Source organism: Salmonella sp. SJTUF15581, assembly GCF_043356775.1.
Classification (GTDB): Bacteria; Pseudomonadota; Gammaproteobacteria; order Enterobacterales; family Enterobacteriaceae; genus Salmonella; species Salmonella enterica.
Map to the genome: position 1 here is coordinate 88834 of NZ_JBEUJY010000010.1, position 23904 is coordinate 112737.

At 53.5% G+C, this 23904-nt stretch carries 17 protein-coding genes and 1 pseudogene; 5 read left to right on the top strand and 13 right to left on the bottom strand.

Features of this window, described 5'->3' with window-relative positions:
- Positions 1-53: 53 nt before the first annotated feature.
- Positions 54-380 (bottom strand): thiosulfate sulfurtransferase GlpE, encoded by a 327-nt coding sequence (gene glpE, locus ABVN36_RS17160; protein ID WP_000434524.1) that lies wholly within the window; start codon positions 378-380, stop codon positions 54-56.
- Between the two features lie 198 nt (positions 381-578).
- Here glpE and glpD point away from each other — a divergent pair, with 198 nt between their 5' ends.
- The gene (glpD, locus tag ABVN36_RS17165; protein WP_000448180.1) at positions 579-2087 is read left to right on the top strand and encodes a glycerol-3-phosphate dehydrogenase; all 1509 of its coding nucleotides are present in this window, start codon (positions 579-581) and stop codon (positions 2085-2087) included.
- 46 nt (positions 2088-2133) lie between these two features.
- Here the strand turns inward: glpD and ABVN36_RS17170 are convergent, their stop codons facing one another.
- The 3 genes from ABVN36_RS17170 to ABVN36_RS17180 all read right to left on the bottom strand — a co-directional run bounded on the left by ABVN36_RS17170 (position 2134) and on the right by ABVN36_RS17180 (position 5452).
- On the bottom strand, positions 2134-2679 hold the full coding sequence (locus ABVN36_RS17170) for a hypothetical protein (protein ID WP_023138600.1): 546 nt from the start codon (positions 2677-2679) through the stop codon (positions 2134-2136).
- A 9-nt stretch (positions 2680-2688) separates the two neighbouring features.
- On the bottom strand, positions 2689-4185 hold the full coding sequence (locus tag ABVN36_RS17175) for a PstS family phosphate ABC transporter substrate-binding protein (protein WP_023138599.1): 1497 nt from the start codon (positions 4183-4185) through the stop codon (positions 2689-2691).
- Positions 4186-4342: 157 nt separating this feature from the next.
- The gene (locus ABVN36_RS17180) at positions 4343-5452 is read right to left on the bottom strand and encodes a glycerol dehydrogenase (RefSeq protein WP_000258842.1); all 1110 of its coding nucleotides are present in this window, start codon (positions 5450-5452) and stop codon (positions 4343-4345) included.
- A gap of 337 nt (positions 5453-5789) precedes the next feature.
- On the opposite strand from ABVN36_RS17180, the gene ABVN36_RS17185 reads away from it, so the two are divergent.
- From ABVN36_RS17185 to ABVN36_RS17195, 3 genes are read left to right on the top strand one after another with little or no spacing between them, the layout of a single operon-like run.
- Complete coding sequence (locus ABVN36_RS17185) at positions 5790-7124, top strand: MFS transporter (RefSeq protein WP_023138598.1); 1335 nt, start codon at positions 5790-5792, stop codon at positions 7122-7124.
- Positions 7121-8836 carry a dihydroxy-acid dehydratase gene (gene ilvD / locus ABVN36_RS17190; RefSeq protein ID WP_000078493.1) on the top strand — a complete coding sequence of 572 codons (1716 nt, stop codon included), beginning with the start codon at positions 7121-7123 and terminating at the stop codon, positions 8834-8836. The genes ABVN36_RS17185 and ilvD overlap by 4 nt, the downstream gene beginning before the upstream one ends.
- Before the next feature lie 43 nt (positions 8837-8879).
- Positions 8880-9785: a dihydrodipicolinate synthase family protein gene (locus tag ABVN36_RS17195; protein WP_000192193.1), complete on the top strand. Its 906-nt coding sequence runs from the start codon at positions 8880-8882 to the stop codon at positions 9783-9785.
- Between the two features lie 43 nt (positions 9786-9828).
- Here ABVN36_RS17195 and ABVN36_RS17200 read toward each other — a convergent pair whose 3' ends face one another.
- The 7 genes from ABVN36_RS17200 to asd form a co-directional block, all read right to left on the bottom strand.
- Positions 9829-10584: an IclR family transcriptional regulator gene (locus tag ABVN36_RS17200; protein ID WP_000724553.1), complete on the bottom strand. Its 756-nt coding sequence runs from the start codon at positions 10582-10584 to the stop codon at positions 9829-9831.
- Positions 10585-10761: 177 nt separating this feature from the next.
- On the bottom strand, positions 10762-13209 hold the full coding sequence (glgP, locus tag ABVN36_RS17205) for a glycogen phosphorylase (protein WP_020899335.1): 2448 nt from the start codon (positions 13207-13209) through the stop codon (positions 10762-10764).
- A gap of 19 nt (positions 13210-13228) precedes the next feature.
- A complete protein-coding gene (gene glgA / locus ABVN36_RS17210; RefSeq protein WP_001197669.1) occupies positions 13229-14662 on the bottom strand; it encodes a glycogen synthase GlgA in 1434 nt (477 codons plus the stop codon).
- Positions 14662-15957: a glucose-1-phosphate adenylyltransferase gene (gene glgC / locus ABVN36_RS17215; RefSeq protein WP_000253994.1), complete on the bottom strand. Its 1296-nt coding sequence runs from the start codon at positions 15955-15957 to the stop codon at positions 14662-14664. Before glgC ends, glgA begins: the two co-directional genes overlap by 1 nt.
- Before the next feature lie 14 nt (positions 15958-15971).
- The gene (glgX, locus tag ABVN36_RS17220) at positions 15972-17948 is read right to left on the bottom strand and encodes a glycogen debranching protein GlgX (RefSeq protein WP_023138597.1); all 1977 of its coding nucleotides are present in this window, start codon (positions 17946-17948) and stop codon (positions 15972-15974) included.
- Positions 17945-20131, bottom strand: coding sequence for a 1,4-alpha-glucan branching enzyme (gene glgB, locus ABVN36_RS17225; protein ID WP_000098553.1), 2187 nt, complete (start codon positions 20129-20131; stop codon positions 17945-17947). The genes glgX and glgB overlap by 4 nt, the downstream gene beginning before the upstream one ends.
- Positions 20132-20478: 347 nt before the next feature.
- Positions 20479-21585 carry an aspartate-semialdehyde dehydrogenase gene (gene asd, locus ABVN36_RS17230; protein WP_000799940.1) on the bottom strand — a complete coding sequence of 369 codons (1107 nt, stop codon included), beginning with the start codon at positions 21583-21585 and terminating at the stop codon, positions 20479-20481.
- A gap of 126 nt (positions 21586-21711) precedes the next feature.
- On the opposite strand from asd, the pseudogene ABVN36_RS17235 reads away from it, so the two are divergent.
- Positions 21712-22086 (top strand): annotated as a pseudogene (locus ABVN36_RS17235) (MarC family protein); the annotation flags it as partial.
- Here ABVN36_RS17235 and gntU read toward each other — a convergent pair.
- Together gntU and gntK are read right to left on the bottom strand one after the other, a co-directional pair.
- Entirely contained in the window at positions 22009-23349 is a 1341-nt protein-coding gene (gene gntU / locus ABVN36_RS17240) for a gluconate transporter (RefSeq protein WP_000105950.1), read from the bottom strand. The pseudogene ABVN36_RS17235 and the gene gntU overlap by 78 nt on opposite strands.
- Complete coding sequence (gene gntK / locus ABVN36_RS17245; RefSeq protein WP_033903628.1) at positions 23346-23879, bottom strand: gluconokinase; 534 nt, start codon at positions 23877-23879, stop codon at positions 23346-23348. The genes gntU and gntK overlap by 4 nt, the downstream gene beginning before the upstream one ends.
- Between the last annotated feature and the right edge of the window lie 25 nt (positions 23880-23904).

Sequence of the window (23904 nt, forward strand, 5' to 3'; positions counted from 1 at the left end):
CAAAAGAAGACAGTATATATACCCTTCTCGTCGGAGGCTGCATCTTTATGGGATTACGCGCCATTCGCGACATTGGCAGGGAAACGGCGATGCCAGGCCTCAAACCCGCCATCAATGCTGTAAACCGCATCATAGCCTTGCTGGAGCAGATACTGCGCGGCGCCTTTACTACTGTTGCCGTGATAGCACATTACCATCACCGCGGTATCGAAACCATGCTCACGCATAAACGCGCCCAGCGTATCGTTAGTCAAGTGAAACGCCTGCGGCGCATGACCCATGGCATAACTTTGCGGATCGCGAATATCGACCAGCACCGCCGCGCCCTGGTGCAGTTTCTGATACGCCTCTTCTACAGTGATACATTCAAATTGTTCCATGAATCGCTCTTTCATTATTGCCGGTGCAGCCAATTAAGGCATTTTATCGCCCAGTGTACGTTGACGGAGTAGCTTAACGCCATAATGTTATACATATCACTCTAAAATGTTTTTTCGATGTTACCAATAGCGCGTTTCTTTGCTATTATGTTCGATAACGAACATTTTTGAACTTTAACGAAAGTGCAAGAGGGCAGCATGGAAACCAAAGATCTGATCGTGATAGGCGGGGGCATTAACGGTGCAGGCATCGCGGCTGATGCCGCCGGACGCGGTTTGTCCGTACTCATGCTGGAAGCGCAGGATTTGGCCTGCGCAACCTCTTCCGCCAGTTCGAAACTTATCCACGGCGGCTTACGCTACCTTGAGCACTACGAGTTCCGCCTGGTCAGCGAAGCGCTGGCAGAACGTGAGGTGTTGTTGAAAATGGCGCCGCACATCGCCTTCCCGATGCGTTTTCGTCTGCCGCACCGCCCGCATTTACGTCCAGCCTGGATGATCCGCATCGGTCTGTTTATGTACGATCACCTCGGCAAACGTACCAGCTTACCCGGTTCCACCGGTGTGCGGTTTGGCGCAGATTCGGTGCTCAAACCGGAAATCGTGCGCGGATTCGAATATTCCGACTGCTGGGTAGACGATGCGCGTCTGGTGCTGGCTAACGCACAGATGGTGGTGCGTAAAGGCGGCGAAGTCCTTACCCGTACTCGCGCAACTGCCGCTCGTCGGGAAAATGGCCTGTGGATTGTCGAAGCGGAAGATATCGACACCGGTAAAAAATATGTCTGGCAGGCGCGCGGACTGGTTAACGCCACCGGACCGTGGGTCAAACAGTTCTTCGACGAAGGGATGCACCTGCCGTCGCCGTATGGCATCCGCCTGATCAAAGGCAGCCATATCGTCGTGCCGCGCGTCCATAATCAGAAGCAGGCGTATATTCTGCAAAACGAAGATAAGCGTATCGTCTTTGTCATTCCGTGGATGGAAGAGTTTTCGATCATTGGCACAACCGATGTCGAATATAAAGGCGATCCGAAAGCGGTAAAAATTGAAGAGAGCGAAATTAATTACCTGTTGAAGGTCTATAACGCGCACTTCCAGAAACAACTGGGGCGCGATGACATCGTCTGGACGTACTCCGGCGTCCGTCCGCTGTGCGATGATGAGTCCGACTCACCGCAGGCGATCACTCGCGATTATACCCTTGATATTCATGATGAAAACGGCAAAGCGCCGCTGCTTTCCGTGTTTGGCGGTAAGCTCACGACCTACCGTAAGCTGGCCGAACATGCGATGGAAAAACTGGCGTCTTATTATCCAGGCATCGGCCCGGCATGGACCAAAACGTGCGTACTGCCCGGCGGCGACATCGACGGCAGCCGCGAAGATTACGCGGCGAAGCTGCGTCGTCGTTATCCGTTCCTGACGGAATCGCTGGCGCGCCACTATTCGCGCACTTACGGCAGCAACACGGAGTGGATTCTCGGCGAAGCCACGTCGCTGCTTGATTTAGGCGAAGATTTCGGTCATGAGTTTTACGAAGCGGAACTCAAGTACCTGGTGGATCACGAATGGGTGCGCCGTACTGAAGACGCTATCTGGCGTCGCACCAAAGAAGGCATGTGGCTGACCGCCGAGCAGCAATCCCGCATCACCCAGTGGCTGGCGACGTATGTTGAGAAACACCAACTTTCACTGGCGTCGTAATAAAATCCGGGGCGGTTTATACCGCCCTTTTCGCCACATACCGCATTCACTCGCCGGGTTTTGTACAGCCGGGCATATGATTAGTGATACGGTAGCGATCGACACTTATTTGGGTAATAAAGAAGGGTTTTGCCCGCGCTTCGCTATTCCAGAGAGTTTTCCCCGTTTTACACCAGCTTTTATGAGTAAAGTTGGCATAATGAACCACGCTCTCCTCCCCCAGCACGCTTTCAAAATGCGCGCGTTTATCACCGTCGGCCACGCTAAAGTCAGCATAAAAAAGATTGCTGTCCAGGTTAAACGTCATCTCTATTTCACTGGCGGACGATGGAAAGAACACAGGCAGCCAGGTCCAGATACCGGATTGCTCGGGTATGGCGGCATAATCAGGAAAATAGCTTACCTGGCGATCATCGCAGGCGGTCAGCACAGCGATGATGATTAATGCTGCACCACACCGGAGGACCTGATTAATCAGCTCAGCAACAATATCTTTATGCCACGAAGTGGATTCACGCCGTGCAATACGAATATCAGCGCCGCTGGCCGGGTCTACGCCTACCCGTTCCACATATAATTTAACATCTTCCATTTAGTCCCTTTATTTCGCGGCCGGATACAGCGGCACATATCCCACATCCTGCACCAACTGTTGTCCCTGCGGGCTTAGAAACCAGTCCACCAGCTTTTGTGTTTCCGCTGTGGGGTGTTCACGGGTGACCATATAAACATCAACCGTGTACGGGTAACCGCCGTTACGAATATTTTCAACCGTCGGGGCAACATCGTTTATCGCCAGTAATTTAATCTCTTTATTGCTGTGCATCTGCGTAGCGTAATAACGAAAGGTATAGCCAATGGCGTTGTGCGTACTGCGATACTCAGCCACGATATCCACCATTTCCCCCATCGCGGTTGCCACTGATGTTGTTTGCGCTGGCATCAGCTTTGTTTCTTTCATTACCTTCGCCAGCATCGCCGTTTGGCTGCCAGAGTTTTCCGGTCGCTGCCAGGGCTTAATGTCGATTGCCTCTCCGCCTACCTCATTCCAGTGGGTGATTCTTCCGCTAAAAATGCCGCGAATTTGTACATCACTCAACGATGACACGGGATTGTTTTGGTTGACGATAAACACAAACGCTTCACGTGCAAAGGGGGTGTAAACCAGTTTTACGCCACTGGCCTCGGCCAATTGCTTTTGAGCAGTGGAAGGCTGGGCGACAAAAATAAGATCGGCATTACCGTTAAGGATATTTTGATAGGCTTCAATGGTTCCCTGGTTTTCAAGGTAGTCTTCAGGGCAGATATCATCCGGAAAGCGCGTAAGCGCATAAAAAGCCGAGGCGTATAACGGCAAGCCAGCCGTTGCGCCATCGAGCCGCGGCCAATTTTGGGTGAGCAAAAGTGTCGGTTCATCGCGCAGCCCGGTTAGTTTGTTGCCCCATGTGTGCGCCTGATAATCGCGGAAATAAAGATATTCACTGCTCTCGGGAGCGGGATACTTCACGGCATAAAGATGTGACTGATATACGGCACAGCTCCCGAAAAACAGCAGGCAAATCACCAGCAGATTACGACAAGAGTAGCCCGCACCGCCGCGTAGCACTCCCCAACGCGCACCGCCATACCCCAATGCAAAACAGAGCTGCGAGCCAACCGGGATGAGCAACACTGCCCATACCCAGCCGTTGAAAAAGGATATTACGCTGGGTACTAACCAAAGCGTTTGCACCACCTGGGCGATGGGTTTACGCCCTATCGCGTGAATATTAAGATCGGTGAGAAACATCAGGATGACCCACCCCATCAGCACCACCAGAGCGGGCATAAGCAGGCAGCAATCACGCCATTCTGGATTTACCTCTGATGCATTTCCCTTTCCCCATATCCGGCCACAAAGAAAAATTAACCCTGCGCCCAGAAGCGCTACCGGGATAATGGTCGCCTTCTCAATAGATTGCGCGACGGGGATACTATTTTCAAGAACGCTAATGCACGCCCACATTCCCCCCACGATAATCGTAATAATGTTCACCAGCAGCGGCACGCCGATAAACGCCATTATGATTGACAAAAAAAGCCACTTAGCATTTTTCATTTTTCTATCCGCTAATCCCTGCGATAGCGGAAGTATAAACCCGGTAGTCCTGAGCACCCCCCATGCATTTTTCTGAAATCGCGACGTTAAAACATTCACGATAGCGGCAGACAGAAGTTGAAAGTTCCGGCTGCCGTTTTTTATTTACAGGCTCACATTAACCTGCAAGATCGATCTTTTTCCGCGCCTGCCCAACAGCATCGGCGGCCCGCAATGCCGCCTGAACGGCCTCCGGCGTAATGGTAAACGGCTCGTTGTGCATCGTTTCCCCAGTTTGACAAGACGCCCTGGCAACGGCCAGCAGTTCATCATCGCTAACGCCAGCCAGACCAATATCCGCCAGCGTGGTGGGCAAGCCTATATCTTCACAAAATTGATAAACCTCCTCGATAAGCTCAGGCGCTCTATCGGTGAGCATAAGCATTGCCAGCGTGCCAAACGCAACCTTTTCCCCATGCCAGTATTTGTGCGTGGCGGGCAGTACCGTCAGACCGTTATGAATGGCGTGCGCCGCCGCCAGCCCACCGCTTTCAAAACCGAGCCCGGATAATAGTGTATTCGCTTCGATAACATGTTCGAGCGCCGGAGTAACCTGATGTTGTTCACAGGCAAGCTTCGCCAGGCGCCCATAGCGCATTAAGGTGGTGTAGCAAAAGCGCGCCAGCTCAAATGCGGTCATCGGTCCTGGCCTGGTGGTCATATTGCCGGCCCCTTTGATGCGGCAATCTTCCGCTTCAAACCAGGTTGCCAGCGCATCGCCTATCCCGGAAACCAAAAAGCGTACCGGCGCGGCAGCAATAATACTGCTGTCCACCAGCACAAGCGTCGGGTTACGTGGAATCATCAGGTAGCGTTTGAATTGCCCTTCTGGCGTATAGATAACAACCAGTGAACTGCACGGCGCATCCGTTGAGGCCAGAGTAGGAACCACGGCAATAGGCAACCGCAGGCTGGCGCCGGTTGCTTTTGCCGTATCCAGGGTTTTCCCACCCCCCATACCGACAATCACATCGGCGCCAATTTCCTGCGCGCGTGCGGAGATGCGAGCAATTTCCTCATCACTGCACTCGCTACTGAACACTTCGATATCAAATTCAATCACCCCGTGCAGTGCCGTTGCAACTGTATCCCGGTAGGTGTTGTGAACAACAGGATCCTGCAAAATCAGCGCCTTATGACCGAGTGCGGCCAATTCCTGCGGGAGATGCGTTGTCAACGCTCCTTTACCCTGAACATATCGTGACGGAAAGATCGCGGTAGTAACCATTGTTTCTCCTTAAAAAGCATTAAAGTTCAATATACAGAACACAAATTCCACATAAAGAATTTAATGCTGTTTACTCTGAACGCACAATGACCAGGTGAGAGCATAATCTTATCCTGTGAGGCAGCGCACAATTTTGGCGATGTATTAGACCGATGAGCAGTTTCCAGTGGGTTATCCGCTCTTTCTCACTTTATCTCCGTTCATTTTTGAAGCAAATCACAAAATATAACCTTCCTTAGAGTATGGAATTGACGCTGTATGAATACGTCGGCATAGTATCAATATACAGAACAGTAGTTCCATATACAGAACACATTTTTGATACTAAAGGGATGCAATGATGAGCATTGAAATAGAGAAACCGACCACACGAGGGCGCTGGCTGCATATTATTCCAGCCACGATCCTCGTTTATATCGTGGCCTATATGGACAGGACCAATATCGCCATTGGGATCGCAGGCGGCATGGATGAAGATTTAGGCATGACGGCTTCTTTTGCCGGTCTGGTCGCCGGGATCTTCTTTATTGGTTATATCTTCCTGCAAATTCCCGGCGGTCAGATAGCCGAGCGGCTAAGCGCCAAAAAGTTAATTGCCTGGACAATCGTCGCCTGGGGTGGCTTTGCCCTGCTGACCGGTTTTGTTCAGACACCGACGCAGTTGTTGATTATCCGCTTTGTGCTCGGCGTGGCGGAAGGTGCTGTGTATCCCGCCATTCTGGCGCTGATTGGCCACTGGTTCCCAAATGAGGAGCGCGCCAGGGCTATCGCCTATTTCCAGATGAACCTGGCCGTCGCCTCTATTATTACCGGGCCGCTTTCCGGCTGGCTTATTGAAACCTACGGCTGGCGGGAGATGTTTATCATCGAAGGCTTGCTCTCTCTGGGACTGCTCTTTGTCTGGCTACCTTTGGTTTCCGATCACCCGCATCAGGCAAAGTGGCTGGATCCGAAAGAGCGCGCCTGGATCGAACAAAAATTGCTGGCCGATCGCGCGTTGAGTATTGGCGGAGAGCAAAGCAGCATTCGCGGCGTATTAAAAAGCATCAACCTGTGGAAGCTTGTCGGTATCTATTTCTTCGTACAGGTCGGCTTCTATGGCTTCGCGCTATGGATGCCAAATCTGATTAAACACCTGACCGGCAGCGGCATGACCATCGTTGGGGTACTCACTGCGGCGCCTTACGTTCTGTGCATTATCGGTCAGTATTACATCGCCAAATGGTGTGATAAGACGATGAATCGCCGCCTTTACACGGCTATTCCTCTGCTGGGTTTCGCGGTCTGCCTCGCCCTCTCCTTATTACTGAAAGATAACGTCTGGCTCGCCTACGGCATGATGGTTATTTGCGGGTTCTTCCTGCAAGCCTATGCCGGTCCATTCTGGACGCTGCCGCCATTACTCTTCGCCCCCAACGTTCTGGGCGGCGTGCGCGGCACGATCAACGCCCTGGGCAACATCGGCGGGTTTATCGGTCCGTACCTCGTCGGGCTGTTAACGGTGACGTTCTCGCAAACAGCAGGAATGACCGTACTGGTTGCCGCCCTGCTTATCGCCGTTGGACTGCTTTTCAGCTTGCCTTCTGTTATCGCTCGTCCTGCAGGTAGCAGCAACACACCTAACACCTCGACGCCGGGTGCGTCACTTAAACAGGAAGGAATCGCCAAATGAGCCAAAAATGTCAACATGCTCGCGATCTGTGGTCGCAGCTCGACGCCCTGCGTCTTGGAATGAATTACAGCAAAGAAGATGTCAATAAACTGCAGGTCCTGGTGGATGATTGCTATGGCGAAAGTCATCCGGGCAGTTTCCATCTTAACCAACTGGGCGATGAAGCCGTGCTGGGTGTTCATGAAAGCGGCGGTCGCGCGGTCCGTCACCATGTGACGGATATCTGCGACGGCTGGGGTCAGGGCCACGATGGGATGAACTACATCCTGGCATCTCGAGAAGCTATTGCCAACATGGTCGAAATTCATGCCTCAGTGGTGCCTTATGATGCCGGTATTCTGATCTCAAGCTGCGATAAATCTATCCCGGCGCATCTGATTGCCGCCGCACGCCTGAACCTGCCGCTGCTGCATATTCCCGGCGGTTCTATGCGTCCGGCACCGAATATGAGTACTTCTGACCTCGGTGGGATCACTGCTAAGTTGAAGAAAGGCGAAATCGGCATTCAGCAAGTGGAAGCCATGCAGCAATGCGGTTGCCCCACCGCCGGAGCCTGCCAGTTTATGGGAACGGCCAGTACCATGCAGTGCATGTCGGAGGCCTTGGGGCTGGCCCTGCCAGGCAGCGCTTTGCTGCCATCGACCCTGGCGGAAATTCGCCGCGTTGCCAGAACCGCAGGCCACCAGGCGCTATATCTGGCGGAGAAAAATATCACCACCCATAAGATCCTGACTCCTGCGGCGTTTGAAAATGCTATCAAAGTCCATGCTGCTATTGGTGGCAGCACCAATGCGATGATCCACCTTCCGGCCATCGCTCATGAACTTGGATGGGAGCTGAAGCCCGAACTGTTTGATCGGATCAATAACGAAATCCCTTATCTGACCAATATTCAGCCCAGCGGTGAATACGTTACCGAAATGATGTGGTTCGCTGGCGGCGTGCCAATGGTGCAATGGTATCTGCGCGATTATCTGGATCTTGATGTTCTTACCGTGACTGGCCGTACGCTCGGCGACAACCTGGAAATGCTCCATCAATCCGGCTTCTTTACCCGCAACCACGGTTACCTCAACAATTACAAAGTCAGTCCGGAGGCGGTAATCCGTAAACCAGAAAATGCCACCAAAAAAGGGTCGATTGCGGTACTGAAAGGCAACATCGCGCCTGAAGGAGCGGTCATTAAATACGCGGCCTGTGCGCCGGATATGCACCACCATACCGGTCCGGCTCGGGTCTTTAACTCCGAAGAAGACGCTCAGCAGGCCATCATCCATAACCATATCGAACCCGGAGACGTCATTTTCATTCGCTACGAAGGCGCAAAAGGCTCTGGCGCACCGGAAATGCTGATGACCACCGATGCCATCGTGTATGACAAACGCCTCGACGGAAAAGTCGCATTGATTACCGACGGTCGTTTCTCTGGAGCGACCAGCGGGCCATGTGTCGGACACGTCTCGCCAGAAGCCGCTGATGGCGGGCCGATTGCCCTGGTGGAAGATGGTGATTTAATCGAAATGGATGTGAAAGGCCGCAAGCTCAATATTGTAGGGATCGACGGGATGCCTAAAACAGAAGAGGAAATACGCCGCTGTCTTGAAGAGCGTCGAGCAAGCTGGAAGAAACCTGATTATTCAAACCGTCGCGGCGTCTTTAAACAGTTCACCGCTAATGCAACATCATTAATGGCCGGAGCCTGGCTTAAATAATATCCCTGGCGGGCTACGGCTCGCCTGTTTTAAGGATCAATACATGACTCAGATTACGAAATTTCACGGCGTATTTCCGCCAGTTCCGACCATTGTTAATGCGCAGGGAGAGTTAGATAAAGTCGGCATGGCAACCTTGCTGGATCATCTTATTGCAAGCAAGGTCAATGGCGTATTACTGCTGGGCAGCGGGGGGGAATTTTGCCATATGACCAATGCGCTGCGTCTGGAAACCGCAGAGTTTTGCGTCCGTCATATTAACCGCCGTATTCCAGTACTATTAGGTATTAGCAGCACCAGCACGCAGGAAGTGATTGAGTATGGTCAGCATGCCGACCGACTCGAAGTCGATGCCGTGCTGGTACTCAATCCCTACTATGCCAGATTGACCGATGAGTATATTTATCATCATTTCAAAACCGTGGCTAATAACATAAAAAGCCCGGTGATTCTCTACAACTTCCCAGCATTGACGGGACAGGACCTTAGCGTTGATTTAATTACCCGGCTGGCGCAGGATCACCCCAATATTATCGGCATTAAGGATACCGTTGATAATATCAGCCATATTCGTGAAATCATCAATAATGTCAGGCCAGTGCGTCCGGACTTCGTTATTTTCTCCGGCTATGATGAATATATGATGGATACGCTTATCTTAGGCGGCAACGGCGGGATCCCAGCGACAGCGAACTTTGCGCCGCAGCTAACCTGCGGGATCTACCGCGCGTGGTGTGAAAAAGAGTATGAGACAATGTTCGGATTACAGCGCAGGCTGTCCGCGCTTTCCACTATTTACAGCCTGGATTCACCTTTCTTCGGGATAATCAAAAAGGCAATTCAGCTTAGCGGAGTCGATATTTCAACTCATGTAATGCCCCCCGTTTTGCCGGCAAATGAAGAACATATTTCGAATTTGAAGCAGATCTTACAGCGTGCGGGACTTTAAGCGATGACGAAAGCGGGCTTCTTGCCCGCTATGTCTTTTTATTTCAGCACATCAGACGCGTCAGGCTACGGCTGGCATCCATCATCAACGTAGCAAGCGACTCGCGTTTATCATCGGGGATCTGGAACGTAACGCCGGATACGCTCAGGGCGGCGATCACTTTCCCCTGCGTATTGAATACCGGCACCGCAATGCAGCGCACGCCAAGGGAGTCTTCTTCGTTATCATAACCCCAGCCGCGACGGCGAATTCCTGCTAACTCCTGCTTAAGGATATTCACATCCGTGATCGTCGTATCCGTAAAACGCGTTAATATCTGATCTGGAGGCAGCAACTCCTCCAGCTCTTCCCCGCTAAGCCATGCAATCAGCACCTTTCCCAGCCCTGAGCTATGTAATGAGAGACGCTTGCCCTCCCAGCTTCGAATCACAATAGCCTGTGGGCTTTCGACTTTCAGAAGGTAAATAGGGGCATCGCCCTCCAGAACGCCAAGATGGCAGGTCAGGCCGGTGTTATCGCGAATCTCTTCAAGAATCGGTAACGCGATTTTTTTAATATCGTACTGTTCCGCCGCTTTATTACCTAATTCATACAGGCGTAGCCCCAGATAATACTTGTCTTTTTCCTGGCGTAATAACCCATGCTCCACCATGCCGTTGAGCAAAGATGAGGTACTGCTTTTCGCAATCCCTGAATTTTGATGGATCTGGGTAAACGTTGCGCCATCGCACTCCAGAAGGTAAGCAAATACGCGCATAATTTTATCGAGAGCCGGAATAGATGTCGTAATCTTTTTCATATTATTATCAATTAATTATGGATTTTTCTGCTAATACTATACACCAGTACTCAACCCTTTTTCCATGACAGAGACCAAGTGCCGCTAACAGATTCAGCAGACGAATATCGGCATACCCCCCGAATATACCACGATAAAAAACGGGGCCGTTTGGCCCCGTTCTCAAGCGTTAAACCGCTACAACCGCACCGGATCAATATGCCAGATATTTTCGGCATACTCTTTGATGGTTCTGTCCGATGAGAAGTAGCCCATATTGGCAATGTTGAGCATCGCTTTCGTCGTCCATTCTTCCGGGCGACGATACAACTCATCCACCTTATCCTGGCAGTCCACGTAGCTGCGGTAGTCCGCCAGCACCTGATAGTGATCGCCAAAGTTAATCAGCGAATCAACCAGATCGCGGTAACGGCCTGGCTCTTCCGGATTAAAGACGCCGCTACCAATCTGCGTCAGTACCTGATGTAGCTCTTCATCTTTTTCATAATAGTCGCGAGGCTTATAACCCTGCCTGCGCAACGCTTCCACCTCTTCTGCAGTATTACCGAAGATAAAGATATTCTCCTCGCCGACATGCTCCTGCATCTCTACGTTCGCGCCATCCAGCGTACCAATGGTGAGCGCGCCGTTCAGGGCAAATTTCATATTACTGGTGCCGGAAGCTTCTGTCCCTGCCAGCGAAATCTGCTCAGACAGGTCGGCAGCGGGAATGATCACCTGCGCCAGGCTGACGCTGTAGTTCGGGATAAACACCACTTTCAGCTTGTCGCCAATCTGCGGATCGTTGTTAATCACTTTCGCCACGTCGTTGATCAGATGAATAATGTGTTTTGCCATGTAATAGGCGGAAGCCGCCTTACCGGCAAAAATATTCACCCGCGGCACCCAGTCGGCCTCCGGATTTTCTTTAATGCGGTTATAGCGGGTAATGACATGCAGTACATTCATCAACTGCCGCTTGTATTCGTGAATACGCTTAATCTGCACGTCAAATAACGCTTTAGGGTTCACCACCACATTCAGTTGTTGCGCTATCACTACCGCCAGCCGCTTTTTATTTTCCAGCTTCGCCTGACGCACCGCATGATTGACCAGCGGATAATCACAATGCTGCTTCAGCTCGCTGAGCTGACTAAGATCGGTACGCCAGGTACGACCAATATTCTCATCCAGCACGTCAGAAAGCGGCGGGTTTGCCAGCGCCAGCCAGCGGCGCGGCGTAACGCCGTTAGTGACGTTACAAAAACGGGTCGGAAAAATCTTCGCAAAATCCGCGAACAGCGACTGCACCATCAGGTTGGAATGGAGTTCAGAAACGCCGTTGACTTTATGGCTGACCACCACCGCCAGCCAGGCCATCCGTACCCGGCGACCGTTCGACTCATCAATAATCGACGCGCGTCCAAGCAGGCTGGTATCGTTGGGATATTGCTCCTGCACCGTTTTCAGGAAATAGTCGTTAATCTCGAAGATAATCTGCAGGTGACGGGGCAGAATTTTCCCCAGCATATCGACGGGCCAGGTCTCCAGCGCCTCGCTCATCAACGTATGGTTGGTATAAGAGAAGACCTGACAGCACACCTCAAACGCGTCGTCCCAGCTAAATTTATGTTCATCAATCAGCAGGCGCATCAGCTCCGGAATTGACAGCACCGGATGCGTATCATTGAGGTGAATGGCGATTTTATCCGCCAGATTCTCATAGGTTTTATGCAGTTGATAATGACGGTGCAGGATATCCTGCACCGTCGCCGAGACCAGAAAATACTCCTGGCGCAGGCGTAGCTCTCGTCCGGAATAGGTGGAATCGTCCGGGTAGAGCACCCGCGACACGTTCTCAGAGTGGTTTTTATCTTCCACCGCCGCGAAGTAGTCGCCCTGGTTGAATTTACCGAGGTTGATTTCACTACTGGCCTGCGCATTCCACAGCCGCAGTGTGTTAGTGGCGTCGGTGTCGTAACCGGGGATGATCTGATCATACGCGACGGCCAGAATCTCTTCCGTCTCAATCCAGCGCGCTTTTTTACCTTCCTGCTGAATGCGCCCGCCAAAAAGCACCTTATAGCGCGTATTGTGGCGCTTGAACTCCCACGGGTTGCCATATTCCAGCCAGTAATCCGGAGATTCTTTTTGCCGCCCGTCGACAATATTCTGCTTAAACATGCCGTAATCGTAGCGAATGCCATACCCGCGACCCGGTAATCCTAGCGTCGCCAGCGAGTCCAGGAAGCAAGCCGCCAGCCGTCCTAAGCCGCCGTTACCAAGCCCTGGGTCATTCTCTTCATCGATCAGCTCTTCGAGATCTAAGCCCATGGCCTCCAGCGCGCCTTTAACGTCATCATAAATGCCCAGCGAGAGCAGCGCGTTAGAGAGGGTACGACCAATCAAAAACTCCATCGACAGGTAATAAACCTGCCGGGTTTCCTGCGATAATTGGGCTCGATTAGAACGCAGCCAGCGCTCCACCAGACGATCGCGCACCGCGAACAACGTGGCGTTTAGCCATTCATGTTTATTGGCAATGACCGGGTCTTTACCAATCGTAAACATCAGCTTATAGGCAATAGAATGCTTAAGCGCCTCAACGCTGAGTGTGGGCGATGCATAAGTAAACGGAGCATTCATATAAATGATTCCTGGATGACTATTTCAAGCGATAGTACAGCTCGCGGTATGATTTCGCGGCAACTTGCCAGCTAAAATCCATCGCCATCGCCTGCCGTTGTACAAACCGCCAAAGCGAAGGCCGTGACCACAACACAAAAGCACGCCGAATCGCGCGTAGCAACGACCAGGCGTTACTGTCTTCGAAGACAAAACCGCTGGCGATACCGTCCGCCAGATTTTCCAGCGAACTGTCGGAGACCGTATCGGCCAACCCCCCGGTACGCCGCACCAGAGGCAGCGTGCCATACTTTAAGCCATATAACTGCGTTAAGCCGCACGGTTCGAAACGACTGGGCACCAGAATAACGTCCGCGCCGCCCATAATGCGATGCGAGAAAGCTTCGTGATAGCCGATCTGTACGCCAACCTGCCCTGGGTGTTCCGCCGCCGCTGCGAGGAACCCCTCCTGAAGCACCGGATCGCCCGCGCCGAGTAGCGCCAACTGCCCGCCCTGCTCCAGCAGCCCCGGTAACGCCTCCAGCACCAGATCCAGACCCTTCTGGTTGGTCAGACGGCTTACCACGGCGAACAGCGGCACTTTGTCGTTAACCTTCAACCCCATCGCAATTTGTAGCTGACGTTTGTTTTCCGCCTTCTCTTCCAGGGTATCGCGCGTGTAGCGCGACGCCAGCAGCAGATCGGATTCCGGGTTCCAGATCTTCTCATCCACGCCGTTCAGTATGCCGGACAAGCGCCCTTCCAGATGACGCTGACGCAGCAGGCCTTCCATACCATAAGCAAACTGCGGTTCGGTAATTTCACGCGCATAGGTCGGGCTCACCGCCGTAATATGGTCGGCATAGTACAAACCGGCCTTCAAAAAGGAGAGTTGTCCGTTGAACTCCAGCCCATGCATATTAAAGAATGACCACGGCAGTTCGATGTCATCCATATGCTTTGCATAAAACATGCCTTGATAGGCCAGGTTGTGTACGGTAAAGACCGATTTCGCCGGCCGCCCGCGCGCCGCCAGATAGGCGGGCGCCAGCCCAGCGTGCCAGTCATGGGCGTGCACCACGTCGGGGCGCCAGAATGGATCAAGTCCGCAGGCCATTTCACAGCCGACCCACCCTAACAGGGCAAAGCGCAGCACGTTATCGGTATAGGCATATAAATTCGTATCGTGATAGGGACTGCCTGGACGCTCGTACAGATGCGGCGCGTCGATCAGATAAATGCCCACGCCGTTATAATGCCCGAACAGCAGCGATATCTTACCTGCGAAAGTATCGCGGCGGCTCACCACATGCGCATCGGGTATCCCCCGACGGATATCGGGAAACCCTGGAAGCAGAACGCGAACATCAACACCATCCGCAATTTGTGCCGCAGGCAACGCGCCTATCACATCCGCCAGCCCCCCAGTCTTCAGCAGGGGGAACATCTCTGAACATACATGTAAAACCTGCATTATCGCTCCTGTTTGACCTGCAGTTTGCGCAGCATTTCACGCGTGACCAGTACAATACCTTCTTCTGAACGGTAGAAACGACGAGCGTCCTCTTCCGCATTTTCACCAATCACCATGCCTTCCGGGATAATACAGGCACGGTCAATAACACAGCGACGTAAACGGCAGGAGCGCCCTACCCAAACCTCAGGTAACAACACTGCCGAATCAATATTACAAAAAGAATTTATTCTCACCCGTGGGAAGAGCACAGATTGCACCACCACCGAACCGGAGATAATGCAGCCGCCGGAGACCAGCGAGTTCAGCGTCATGCCGTGGCTACCGGAGCGGTCCTGCACGAATTTCGCAGGCGGTAGCGATTCCATATGCGTACGGATAGGCCAGTTCTGGTCATACATATCCAGCTCCGGCGTCACCGAGGCTAAATCCAGGTTCGCCTTCCAGTAAGCTTCCAGCGTACCTACATCGCGCCAGTACGGTTCGGCTTGTGGATCGGACTGCACGCAGGAGAGCGGGAAAGGATGCGCGTAAGCCATACCTTCGCGGGTGATTTTGGGGATAATGTCTTTACCGAAATCGTGGCTGGATGCGTCATCTTTATCGTCTGCCGCCAGCAATTCATACAGGTAATCGGCGTCAAAAACGTAAATGCCCATACTGGCCAGCGCTTTGCTGGCGTCACCAGGCATTGCGGGGGGATTCGCCGGTTTTTCGACAAAATCAATAATCTTGTCGCTTTCATCGACCGCCATCACGCCGAACGCCGTCGCTTCTTTGATCGGCACCGGCATACAGGCCACCGTGCAACGCGCGCCCTTTTCAACGTGATCGATCAACATACGCGAGTAGTCCTGCTTGTAGATATGATCGCCTGCCAGGATGACGACATATTCCGCTTTATAGCGACGAATAATATCCAGGTTCTGAGTCACCGCGTCTGCCGTGCCGCGATACCAGTTTTCGCCCTTCATACGCTGTTGGGCTGGCAGCAGATCGACAAATTCGTTCATCTCTTCGCTAAACAGTGACCAGCCGCGCTGAATATGTTGCACCAGCGTATGGGACTGATACTGAGTGATCACGCCGATACGGCGAATCCCGGAGTTCAGACAATTAGATAAGGCGAAATCGATGATGCGGAACTTCCCACCAAAGTGGACGGCTGGTTTGGCGCGTTTGTTCGTTAAATCTTTTAGACGCGTGCCGCGGCCGCCGGCCAGGATTAGGGCAACAGATTTCAATGGCAGCTGGCGCGCCAACATTACACGATCGTTCTTCTCTAAACTCACCATGATTAACTCCTTTTTTATCCTCTCTGGAACACACACAGTCCATGCGCAGGTCCCTGCCAGACCGCCGTTATCACCGGATTATCCTCTCCAGCGAATGGGGGAACGGCGCGCCATTCCCCTTCGGGTAAAACTATATCTGTCACCTCAAGCGTGGCATTTATCGCAATCAGAAAACGGTCCGACAACAGAATTTGCATCAGCTTAGGCCCGTTTTGCCACTCATCCGCACTCAAGGGTTGCGCGTTTTTATTCAGCCAACGCACGTTGCCATCGCCTTCTTCCCACCAGCTATTGTCGGTTAAAGCCGGTATCTGCTGACGCAAACGAATCAGCGCGGCGGTAAACGTGGTTAACCCACGATTTGCCTGCTGCCAGTCCAGCCAGGTTAAGGCATTATCCTGACAGTAGGCGTTATTGTTGCCGTGCTGGCTATGGCCGTGTTCATCGCCTGCCAGCAGCATCGGCGTTCCCTGAGAGAGCAGTAGCGTCGCCAGCAGGGCATGAATGCTGTCGCGCCGCCGCTCCATTAAATCAAGCGGACCGCCTAATCCTTCTTTACCATGATTGTCGCTGTAATTGCTGTTGGTGCCGTCGCGATTTTCCTCACCGTTCGCCTCATTGTGTTTCTGATTGAAACAGACGCAGTCCCGGAGCGTAAAACCGTCATGCGCCGTGAGCAGATTGACAGAGGCGCCGGGCGCGCGGCCATTGCGTTTAAACACATCGCTGGAAGCGGCGAAACGACAGGCAAACTCCCCGGTCGTCAGGTTACGCAGCAACCAGAATCGGCGGGCCGCATCGCGAAAATGGTCGTTCCACTCGGCAAACGGTGGCGGAAAATTCCCGACCTGATAGCCGCCCTCGCCAATATCCCACGGTTCAGCAATCAGCTTGACCGTTGATAACACAGGACACGCTTTAATCGCGGCGAACAGCGGCGCATCCTGGCGAAACGTCGGCGTGCGCCCCATGACGGACGCCAAATCAAAACGAAAACCATCGACATGACAGGTTTCCACCCAATAGCGCAAACACTCGCACGCGTATTCCACCACGCCGGGATGGCTTAAATTGAGCGTGTTGCCGCACCCCGTCCAGTTGTGATAATCGCCATCGTCCCTTATCCAATAATAGCTACGGTTATCAATTCCGCGCAGGGAGAAGGTTGGACCGTCCAGATCCAGCTCGGCGCTATGGTTTAATACGATGTCCAGAATGACCTCAATCCCCGCGCGATGCAGCGCTTTCACCGCATCGCGAAACTCGTCCAGCGCCGTCTCGGGCGAACTGGCCCAGGCGGGATGCAGCGCGAACATCGCCATCGGGTTGTAACCCCAATAATTGGTCAGCCCCATACGTTGCAGGCGCGGCTCGCTGGCAAACTGCGCCACCGGCAACAGTTCCAGCGCCGTAATGCCAAGCTGTTTGAAGTACGCCACCATGACCGGATGACCGAGCGCTTTATAGGTGCCGCGTATCTCCTGGGGGAGTTCCGGATGCAGGTAGGTAAGCCCTTTGACATGAGCTTCATAGATGACCGTTTTTCCCCACGGCGTGCGCGGCGCGGCGTCATCTTCCCAGTCATAATGGTCGCTGATTACCACGCTTTTCGGCGCCACCGCCGCGTTATCGCGGTAGTCCGGTTCATCGTGTCCGCCGTGCAACAGCGGATGATCTTTTAGTTCGCCCTCGACCCGGCGCGCATAAGGGTCAAGCAGTAACTTCGCCGGATTAAACCGATGCCCCTGCGCTGGCTGCCACGGGCCATGTACGCGATAGCCATAGCGCAAACCTGGCCTGGCGCCTGCCAGATAACCATGCCAGACATCGCCGCGACGTCCTGGCAGGTCATAGCGACGCTCATTCCCTCGGGAATCAAAAACGCACAGCTCTACGCGCTCCGCATGGGCGGAAAAGAGCGTGAAATTCACGCCATGACCGTCATACGTTGCGCCATGCGGCGTTGCTTCGCCGATCGCAAGCTGCGTCATTCCCCCTCCCGCATCAGCCAGATCGTCGCCAACGGCGGTAACGTCAGGCTAAGAGAGTGCTGACGGCCATGGCTTTCGATCTCATCGCTGTGCACCACGCCACCGTTGCCGGTGTTGCTACCGTGATAATGCATCGAATCAGTATTGAGAATTTCACGCCAGCGTCCCGGCTGGTTGATGCCAAAGCGGTAGTCGTGGCGAGGCACGGGCGTAAAGTTGCTGGCGACGATGATCTCGTTACCGGCTTTATCACGGCGTACAAAAATCAGTACCGAGCGTTCATTGTCATCGACCACCAGCCACTCAAAGCCGTAAGCATCAAAATCCAGCTCATGCAACGCTTTATGGTGGCGATAGGTGTGGTTGAGATCGCGTACCAGACGCTGAACCCCGTGGTGCCAGTTATCGCCCCCCTCCAGCAGGTGCCAGTCGAGGCTGGCGTCATGGTTCCACTCGCGTCCCTGGGCAAACTCATTCCCCATAAACAGCAGTTTCTTGCCGGGGAAGGCCCACATCCAGCCATAGTAGGCGCGCAGGTTGGCAAATTTTTGCCACGCATCGCCCGGCATACGATCGAGAATGGATTTCTTGCCATGAACCACCTCATCGTGCGACAGCGGCAGAACAAAGTTTTCGGTATGGTTGTACAACATACCAAAGGTCAGCTTGTCGTGATGATACTGGCGGTACACCGGGTCCAGCTTCATGTAGTCCAGCGTGTCGTGCATCCAGCCCAGGTTCCACTTGTACCAGAACCCCAGGCCGCCCGTTTCCGGTGGACGCGTCACGCCAGAGAAGTCTGTCGACTCTTCCGCCATGCTGACCGCGCCGGGCACCTGCTCGCCAATAATGCGGTTGGTATTGCGCAGAAACTCAATGGCTTCCAGGTTTTCACGACCGCCGAACTCGTTCGGTATCCACTCGCCCTCTTTGCGGCTGTAGTCGCGGTAGATCATAGAGGCCACCGCATCGACACGCAGCGCATCAATCCCAAAACGCTCCATCCAGTACAGGGCGTTGCCCACCAGATAATTACTGACTTCACGACGACCATAGTTGTAGATCAGCGTATTCCAGTCCTGGTGATAGCCCTCGCGCGGGTCGCTGTGCTCATAGAGGTGGGTGCCGTCAAACTCCGCGAGGCTAAATTCATCGGACGGGAAATGGCCCGGCACCCAGTCGAGAATGACGTTAAGGCCCGCTGCATGGGCCGCATTGATGAAATAGCGGAAGTCGTCCCGCGTACCAAAGCGGCGGGTCGGCGCGTAGAGGCCGGTCGGCTGGTAGCCCCAACTGCCGTCAAACGGATGTTCGTTGACCGGCAAGAGTTCAAGGTGCGTAAAGCCCATCCATTTGGCGTAAGGCACAAGCTGATCCGCCAGCTCACGATAGCTCAGCCAGAAATTGTTATCCGTATGGCGGCGCCATGAACCTAAATGCACCTCATAAATCGAGATCGGCGCATCAAACTGATTGGCTTTTTGTCGTTCTTCGCTTGGCGTCACTTTCTCCGGCAGTCCGCAAATCATCGACGCCGTTTCCGGACGCATCTGCGCCTCAAAAGCATAGGGATCGGCTTTAATGCGCAGATTACCGTTCGCATCAAGCAGCTCGAATTTATACAGTTGTCCATTATGCGCGCCGGGGATAAACAGCTCCCAAATACCGCTCTCTTTGCGCAGACGCATCGGGTGGCGACGCCCATCCCAATAGTTGAATTGCCCGACAACCGAAACGCGACGAGCATTAGGCGCCCAGACGGAGAAACGGGTGCCGGTGACGCCATCCATCGTATCGGCGTGCGCGCCCAGCGTTTCATAAGGACGCAGGTGGGTGCCTTCCGATAATAACCAGGCATCCATTTCCTGTATTAATGGACCAAAACGGTAAGGATCGTCGATGAGGTTCTGCTGTCCGTGCCAGGTCACGGCGAGCTGATAGCGAAAGAAATTTTTACGTCGGGGTAAAACGCCGCAGAAAAAACCGCGAGCGTCGAGACATTCCAGTTTGCCGACTTTACGTCCGGTTTTGGGTTCAATCACCCATACGTCGGTGGCGTCAGGTAATAGGGCGCGGACTTCTAGTCCGGCTTGGGTCTGGTGCATTCCGAGTACGGAAAAAGGGTCCGCAAAATGTCCTGCAATTAGCGCATTAATCACGTCTCTATCGATACGACTGGACATGGTTTGTCATCCTGTTTTGTGGCGTCACTCCATCTCACTGAATTCAACATCAGGTAGTGACACTTCTTTGACCTGAACGGCGCAGCACACTGTGCATCCTATCTGCGTCGTCCTACCTTCAGGTTAGGCTTAATACCCGTGGGATTAAGCTACCCTTAAAGAATAGCCAATGCTCTGCTTAACTCCTGATAAAAATGAAACATCTGCGTTTACTCCTGTATTACGCAAAAAAAAGGGTGACGATGCACCCCTGGTTTAACACAAATTCCCCCGCCGGATGGCGGCGCTGACGCGCCTTATCCGGCCTACAGAACCACACGCAGGCCCGATAAGCGCTGCAATAGCTACTACGCCAACTGGCGCAGCATTCGACGCAGCGGCTCGGCGGCGCCCCATAACAACTGGTCGCCTACGGTAAACGCCGACAAGAACTCTGGCCCCATGTTCAGCTTACGCAGACGACCAACCGGCGTAGTCAACGTGCCGGTCACCGCCGCCGGGGTTAATTCGCGCATAGTGATATCACGATCGTTCGGCACCACTTTCGCCCACGGATTATGTGCCGCCAGCAGTTCTTCCACCGTCGGAATGGATACCTCTTTTTTCAGCTTGATGGTGAACGCCTGGCTGTGACAGCGCAGCGCGCCGACGCGCACACACAAACCATCAACCGGAATCACAGAGGCGGTATTGAGAATCTTGTTGGTTTCCGCCTGGCCTTTCCACTCTTCGCGGCTCTGGCCGTTATCGAGCTGTTTGTCGATCCAGGGGATCAGGCTTCCCGCCAGCGGTACGCCAAAGTTATCAACCGGCAGCTCGCCGCTGCGGGTCAATGCCGTAACTTTGCGTTCAATATCAAGAATTGCGGAAGACGGCGTCGCCAGTTCATCGGCGACATGGCCATACAACTGACCCATTTGGGTTAACAGCTCGCGCATATGGCGCGCGCCGCCGCCGGAGGCGGCCTGATAGGTCGCGACGGATACCCAGTCAACGAGATTATGGGCAAAGAGACCGCCCAGCGACATCAACATCAGGCTAACGGTACAGTTACCGCCCACAAAGGTCTTCACGCCATTGTTCAGGCCGTCGGTAATCACGTCCTGGTTGACCGGGTCGAGAATAATAATGGCATCATCTTTCATGCGCAGCGTAGAAGCCGCGTCAATCCAGTAACCCTGCCATCCGCTTTCGCGCAGCTTTGGATAAATTTCGTTGGTATAATCGCCGCCCTGGCAGGTCACGATGATATCGAGCGCTTTTAGCGCATCCAGATCAAAAGCGTCCTGTAGCGTGCCGGTGGAGGTGTCGCCGAAGGTGGGCGCCGCCTGTCCAAACTGGGAGGTAGAAAAGAAAACAGGGCGAATAGCGTCGAAATCGCGCTCCTCTACCATGCGTTGCATGAGAACAGAGCCGACCATTCCGCGCCAGCCGATAAAACCAACATTTTTCATAGCGTTTTTTTCCTGCAAAGAGATGTGCTGTGTATGCGCGCCAGTATCCTGTGGCGCATCCTTCACCATACAAAAAGCAGCCAAAGTCGCAAGTGAAATTAATCAATGATAGCGAAGCCATCAGTAATGCGACTTATCCTGCCTTACCGCGCAAGCAGAAAGTCCAGTGGCGATTATCAGGGAATTTGCGTTAGGAAGGGAATCATTTCCGTCGCTGTTTTATTGATCCTAATTATGGATCAGCGTAGAAATTTGCCTGCTTTTATGCGCGTACTGAAACATGGCGAGGCAAAATGTCGTTGGGCGATTGCCATGCACACCTCAATAAAAAAACCGGGTAGCGATTACGCCTTACCCGGCTTACGGTATCGATATGTGCCCGTTTCCAGGCCCGGTAAGCACAGCGCCACCGGGCAACAAGACTCAGCTCAGCAGTTGGAAAGCAATCATCCCGACAATCGCGCCGACCGTGCCGAGGATAGTTTCCATCATCGTCCAGGTCTTCAGCGTCTGCGCTTCGGTCGCGCCGGTAAATTTACCGAACAGCCAGAAGCCAGCGTCGTTAACATGAGAAACCACAATTGAACCGCCGGCGATACAGATAGAGAGCGCCGCCATCTGCGCGCCGGAGAAATTCAGTTGCTCAATGACCGGCATCACCAGACCGACCGCGGTTAAACACGCCACGGTCGCGGAACCCTGAATGATGCGCACCGCCGCCGCCAGCACAAAGCAGGTAATGGCAATCGGCAGTCCCATACCGGTTAACGCTTCGCCCAGCGCCGGGCCGACGCCGGAGTCAACCAGTACCTGTTTGAACACCCCGCCTGCGCCAATCACCAGCAGAATAATGCCCGCCGGTTGTAGCGCGTGGCCGCAGATTTCCATCACTTTGTCTTTCGGCATCCCCTGGCGCATCGCCAGGCCGTAAATCGCTACCAGACAAGCGACCAGAATCGCAGTGAAGGGGTGACCGATAAACTCAAACCATTCGTAAGCGGTGGAACCTTCCGGCACAAAACGCGCGGCGATCGTTTTCAGCCCTACCAGCACCAACGGCAGCAGGATCAGCGACAGGCTGAAGCCGAAAGAAGGCATTTTGCCTTCGCCCAGATGCGGCTCGGTAATGTCGTCAGGAATACGCAGCTCAACGTAGCGGCTGATAAAATTCCCCCACAGCGGCCCGGCGATAATCATGCCTGGAATGGCGGCGCACAGCCCAATCAGGATCATCCAGCCGAAATCAGCATGCATCTGGGAAGCCAGCAGCATCGGCGCAGGCCCAGGCAACAAAAACGCCGCGGCTGCCGCCACGCCCGCAAACAGAGGAATGACCAGCTTCACCAGGTTTGTGCCGGTATGACGCGCCATAGAGAATGCCACGCTTATCAGCAGCACAATCGCCACTTCAAAGAACAGCGGAAGCGCGCAAATCAGCCCGGCCAGGCCAATCGCATAGTGCGCGCGGTTATGGCCAAAGGACTTAAGCATTTTCACGGCTATCTGATCGACCGCGCCGGTTTCATGCAGAATCTTGCCAAACATCGCCCCCAGCGCGACCACAATCGCCAGGAAGCCCAGCGTGCCGCCCATCCCTTTTTCCATGGTCGCGGCGATTTTATCAAGCGGCATCCCTGAAAAAAGCCCCGCGCCCATTGAGACGACCATTAACGCGACGAAGGCGTGCATACGCGCCTTCATCACGAGAAACAGCAGCAGTAAGACGGAACCGACGGCGGTTAAAACCAGTGTTAATGTACTCACAGCGTACTGCCTTTATTGATGACCTCAATGGTGCTCGCCACGACGCCTTCCAGCGGCTGGTCGATATCCACCACCAGAACATCGCGTTCGTCGGCACCCGGCTCTTGCAGCGTTTCAAACTGCGTCACCAGCATCTGGGTTTTGAAGAAATGACCTTTGCGCGCTTTCAGACGGCTTTCAATGACGTTGAAATCACCTTTCAGATAGATAAAGGAGAGGTTCGGGTTTCCCTCGCGCAGCAGGTCGCGATAGTGTTTTTTCAGTGCGGAACAGACGATCAGCGAGATTTTATTGGTACGCTGCATCGCGAAAGCGGCGTCGTTCAGCGCCTGCAACCACGGTTTGCGGTCATCATCATTCAACGGCTCGCCGGAAGCCATTTTTTCAATATTGCAGCGCGGATGCAGAAAATCGCCGTCCAGAAACGCGGCATGAAGCTGATGCGCCACGGCGCTTGCGACAGCGGATTTACCGCTGCCTGATACGCCCATCAGAACGTAAACGTGGTGATCATGATTAGTCGTGCTCAAAGCGGGCCCCCACTCTACAAGTTGC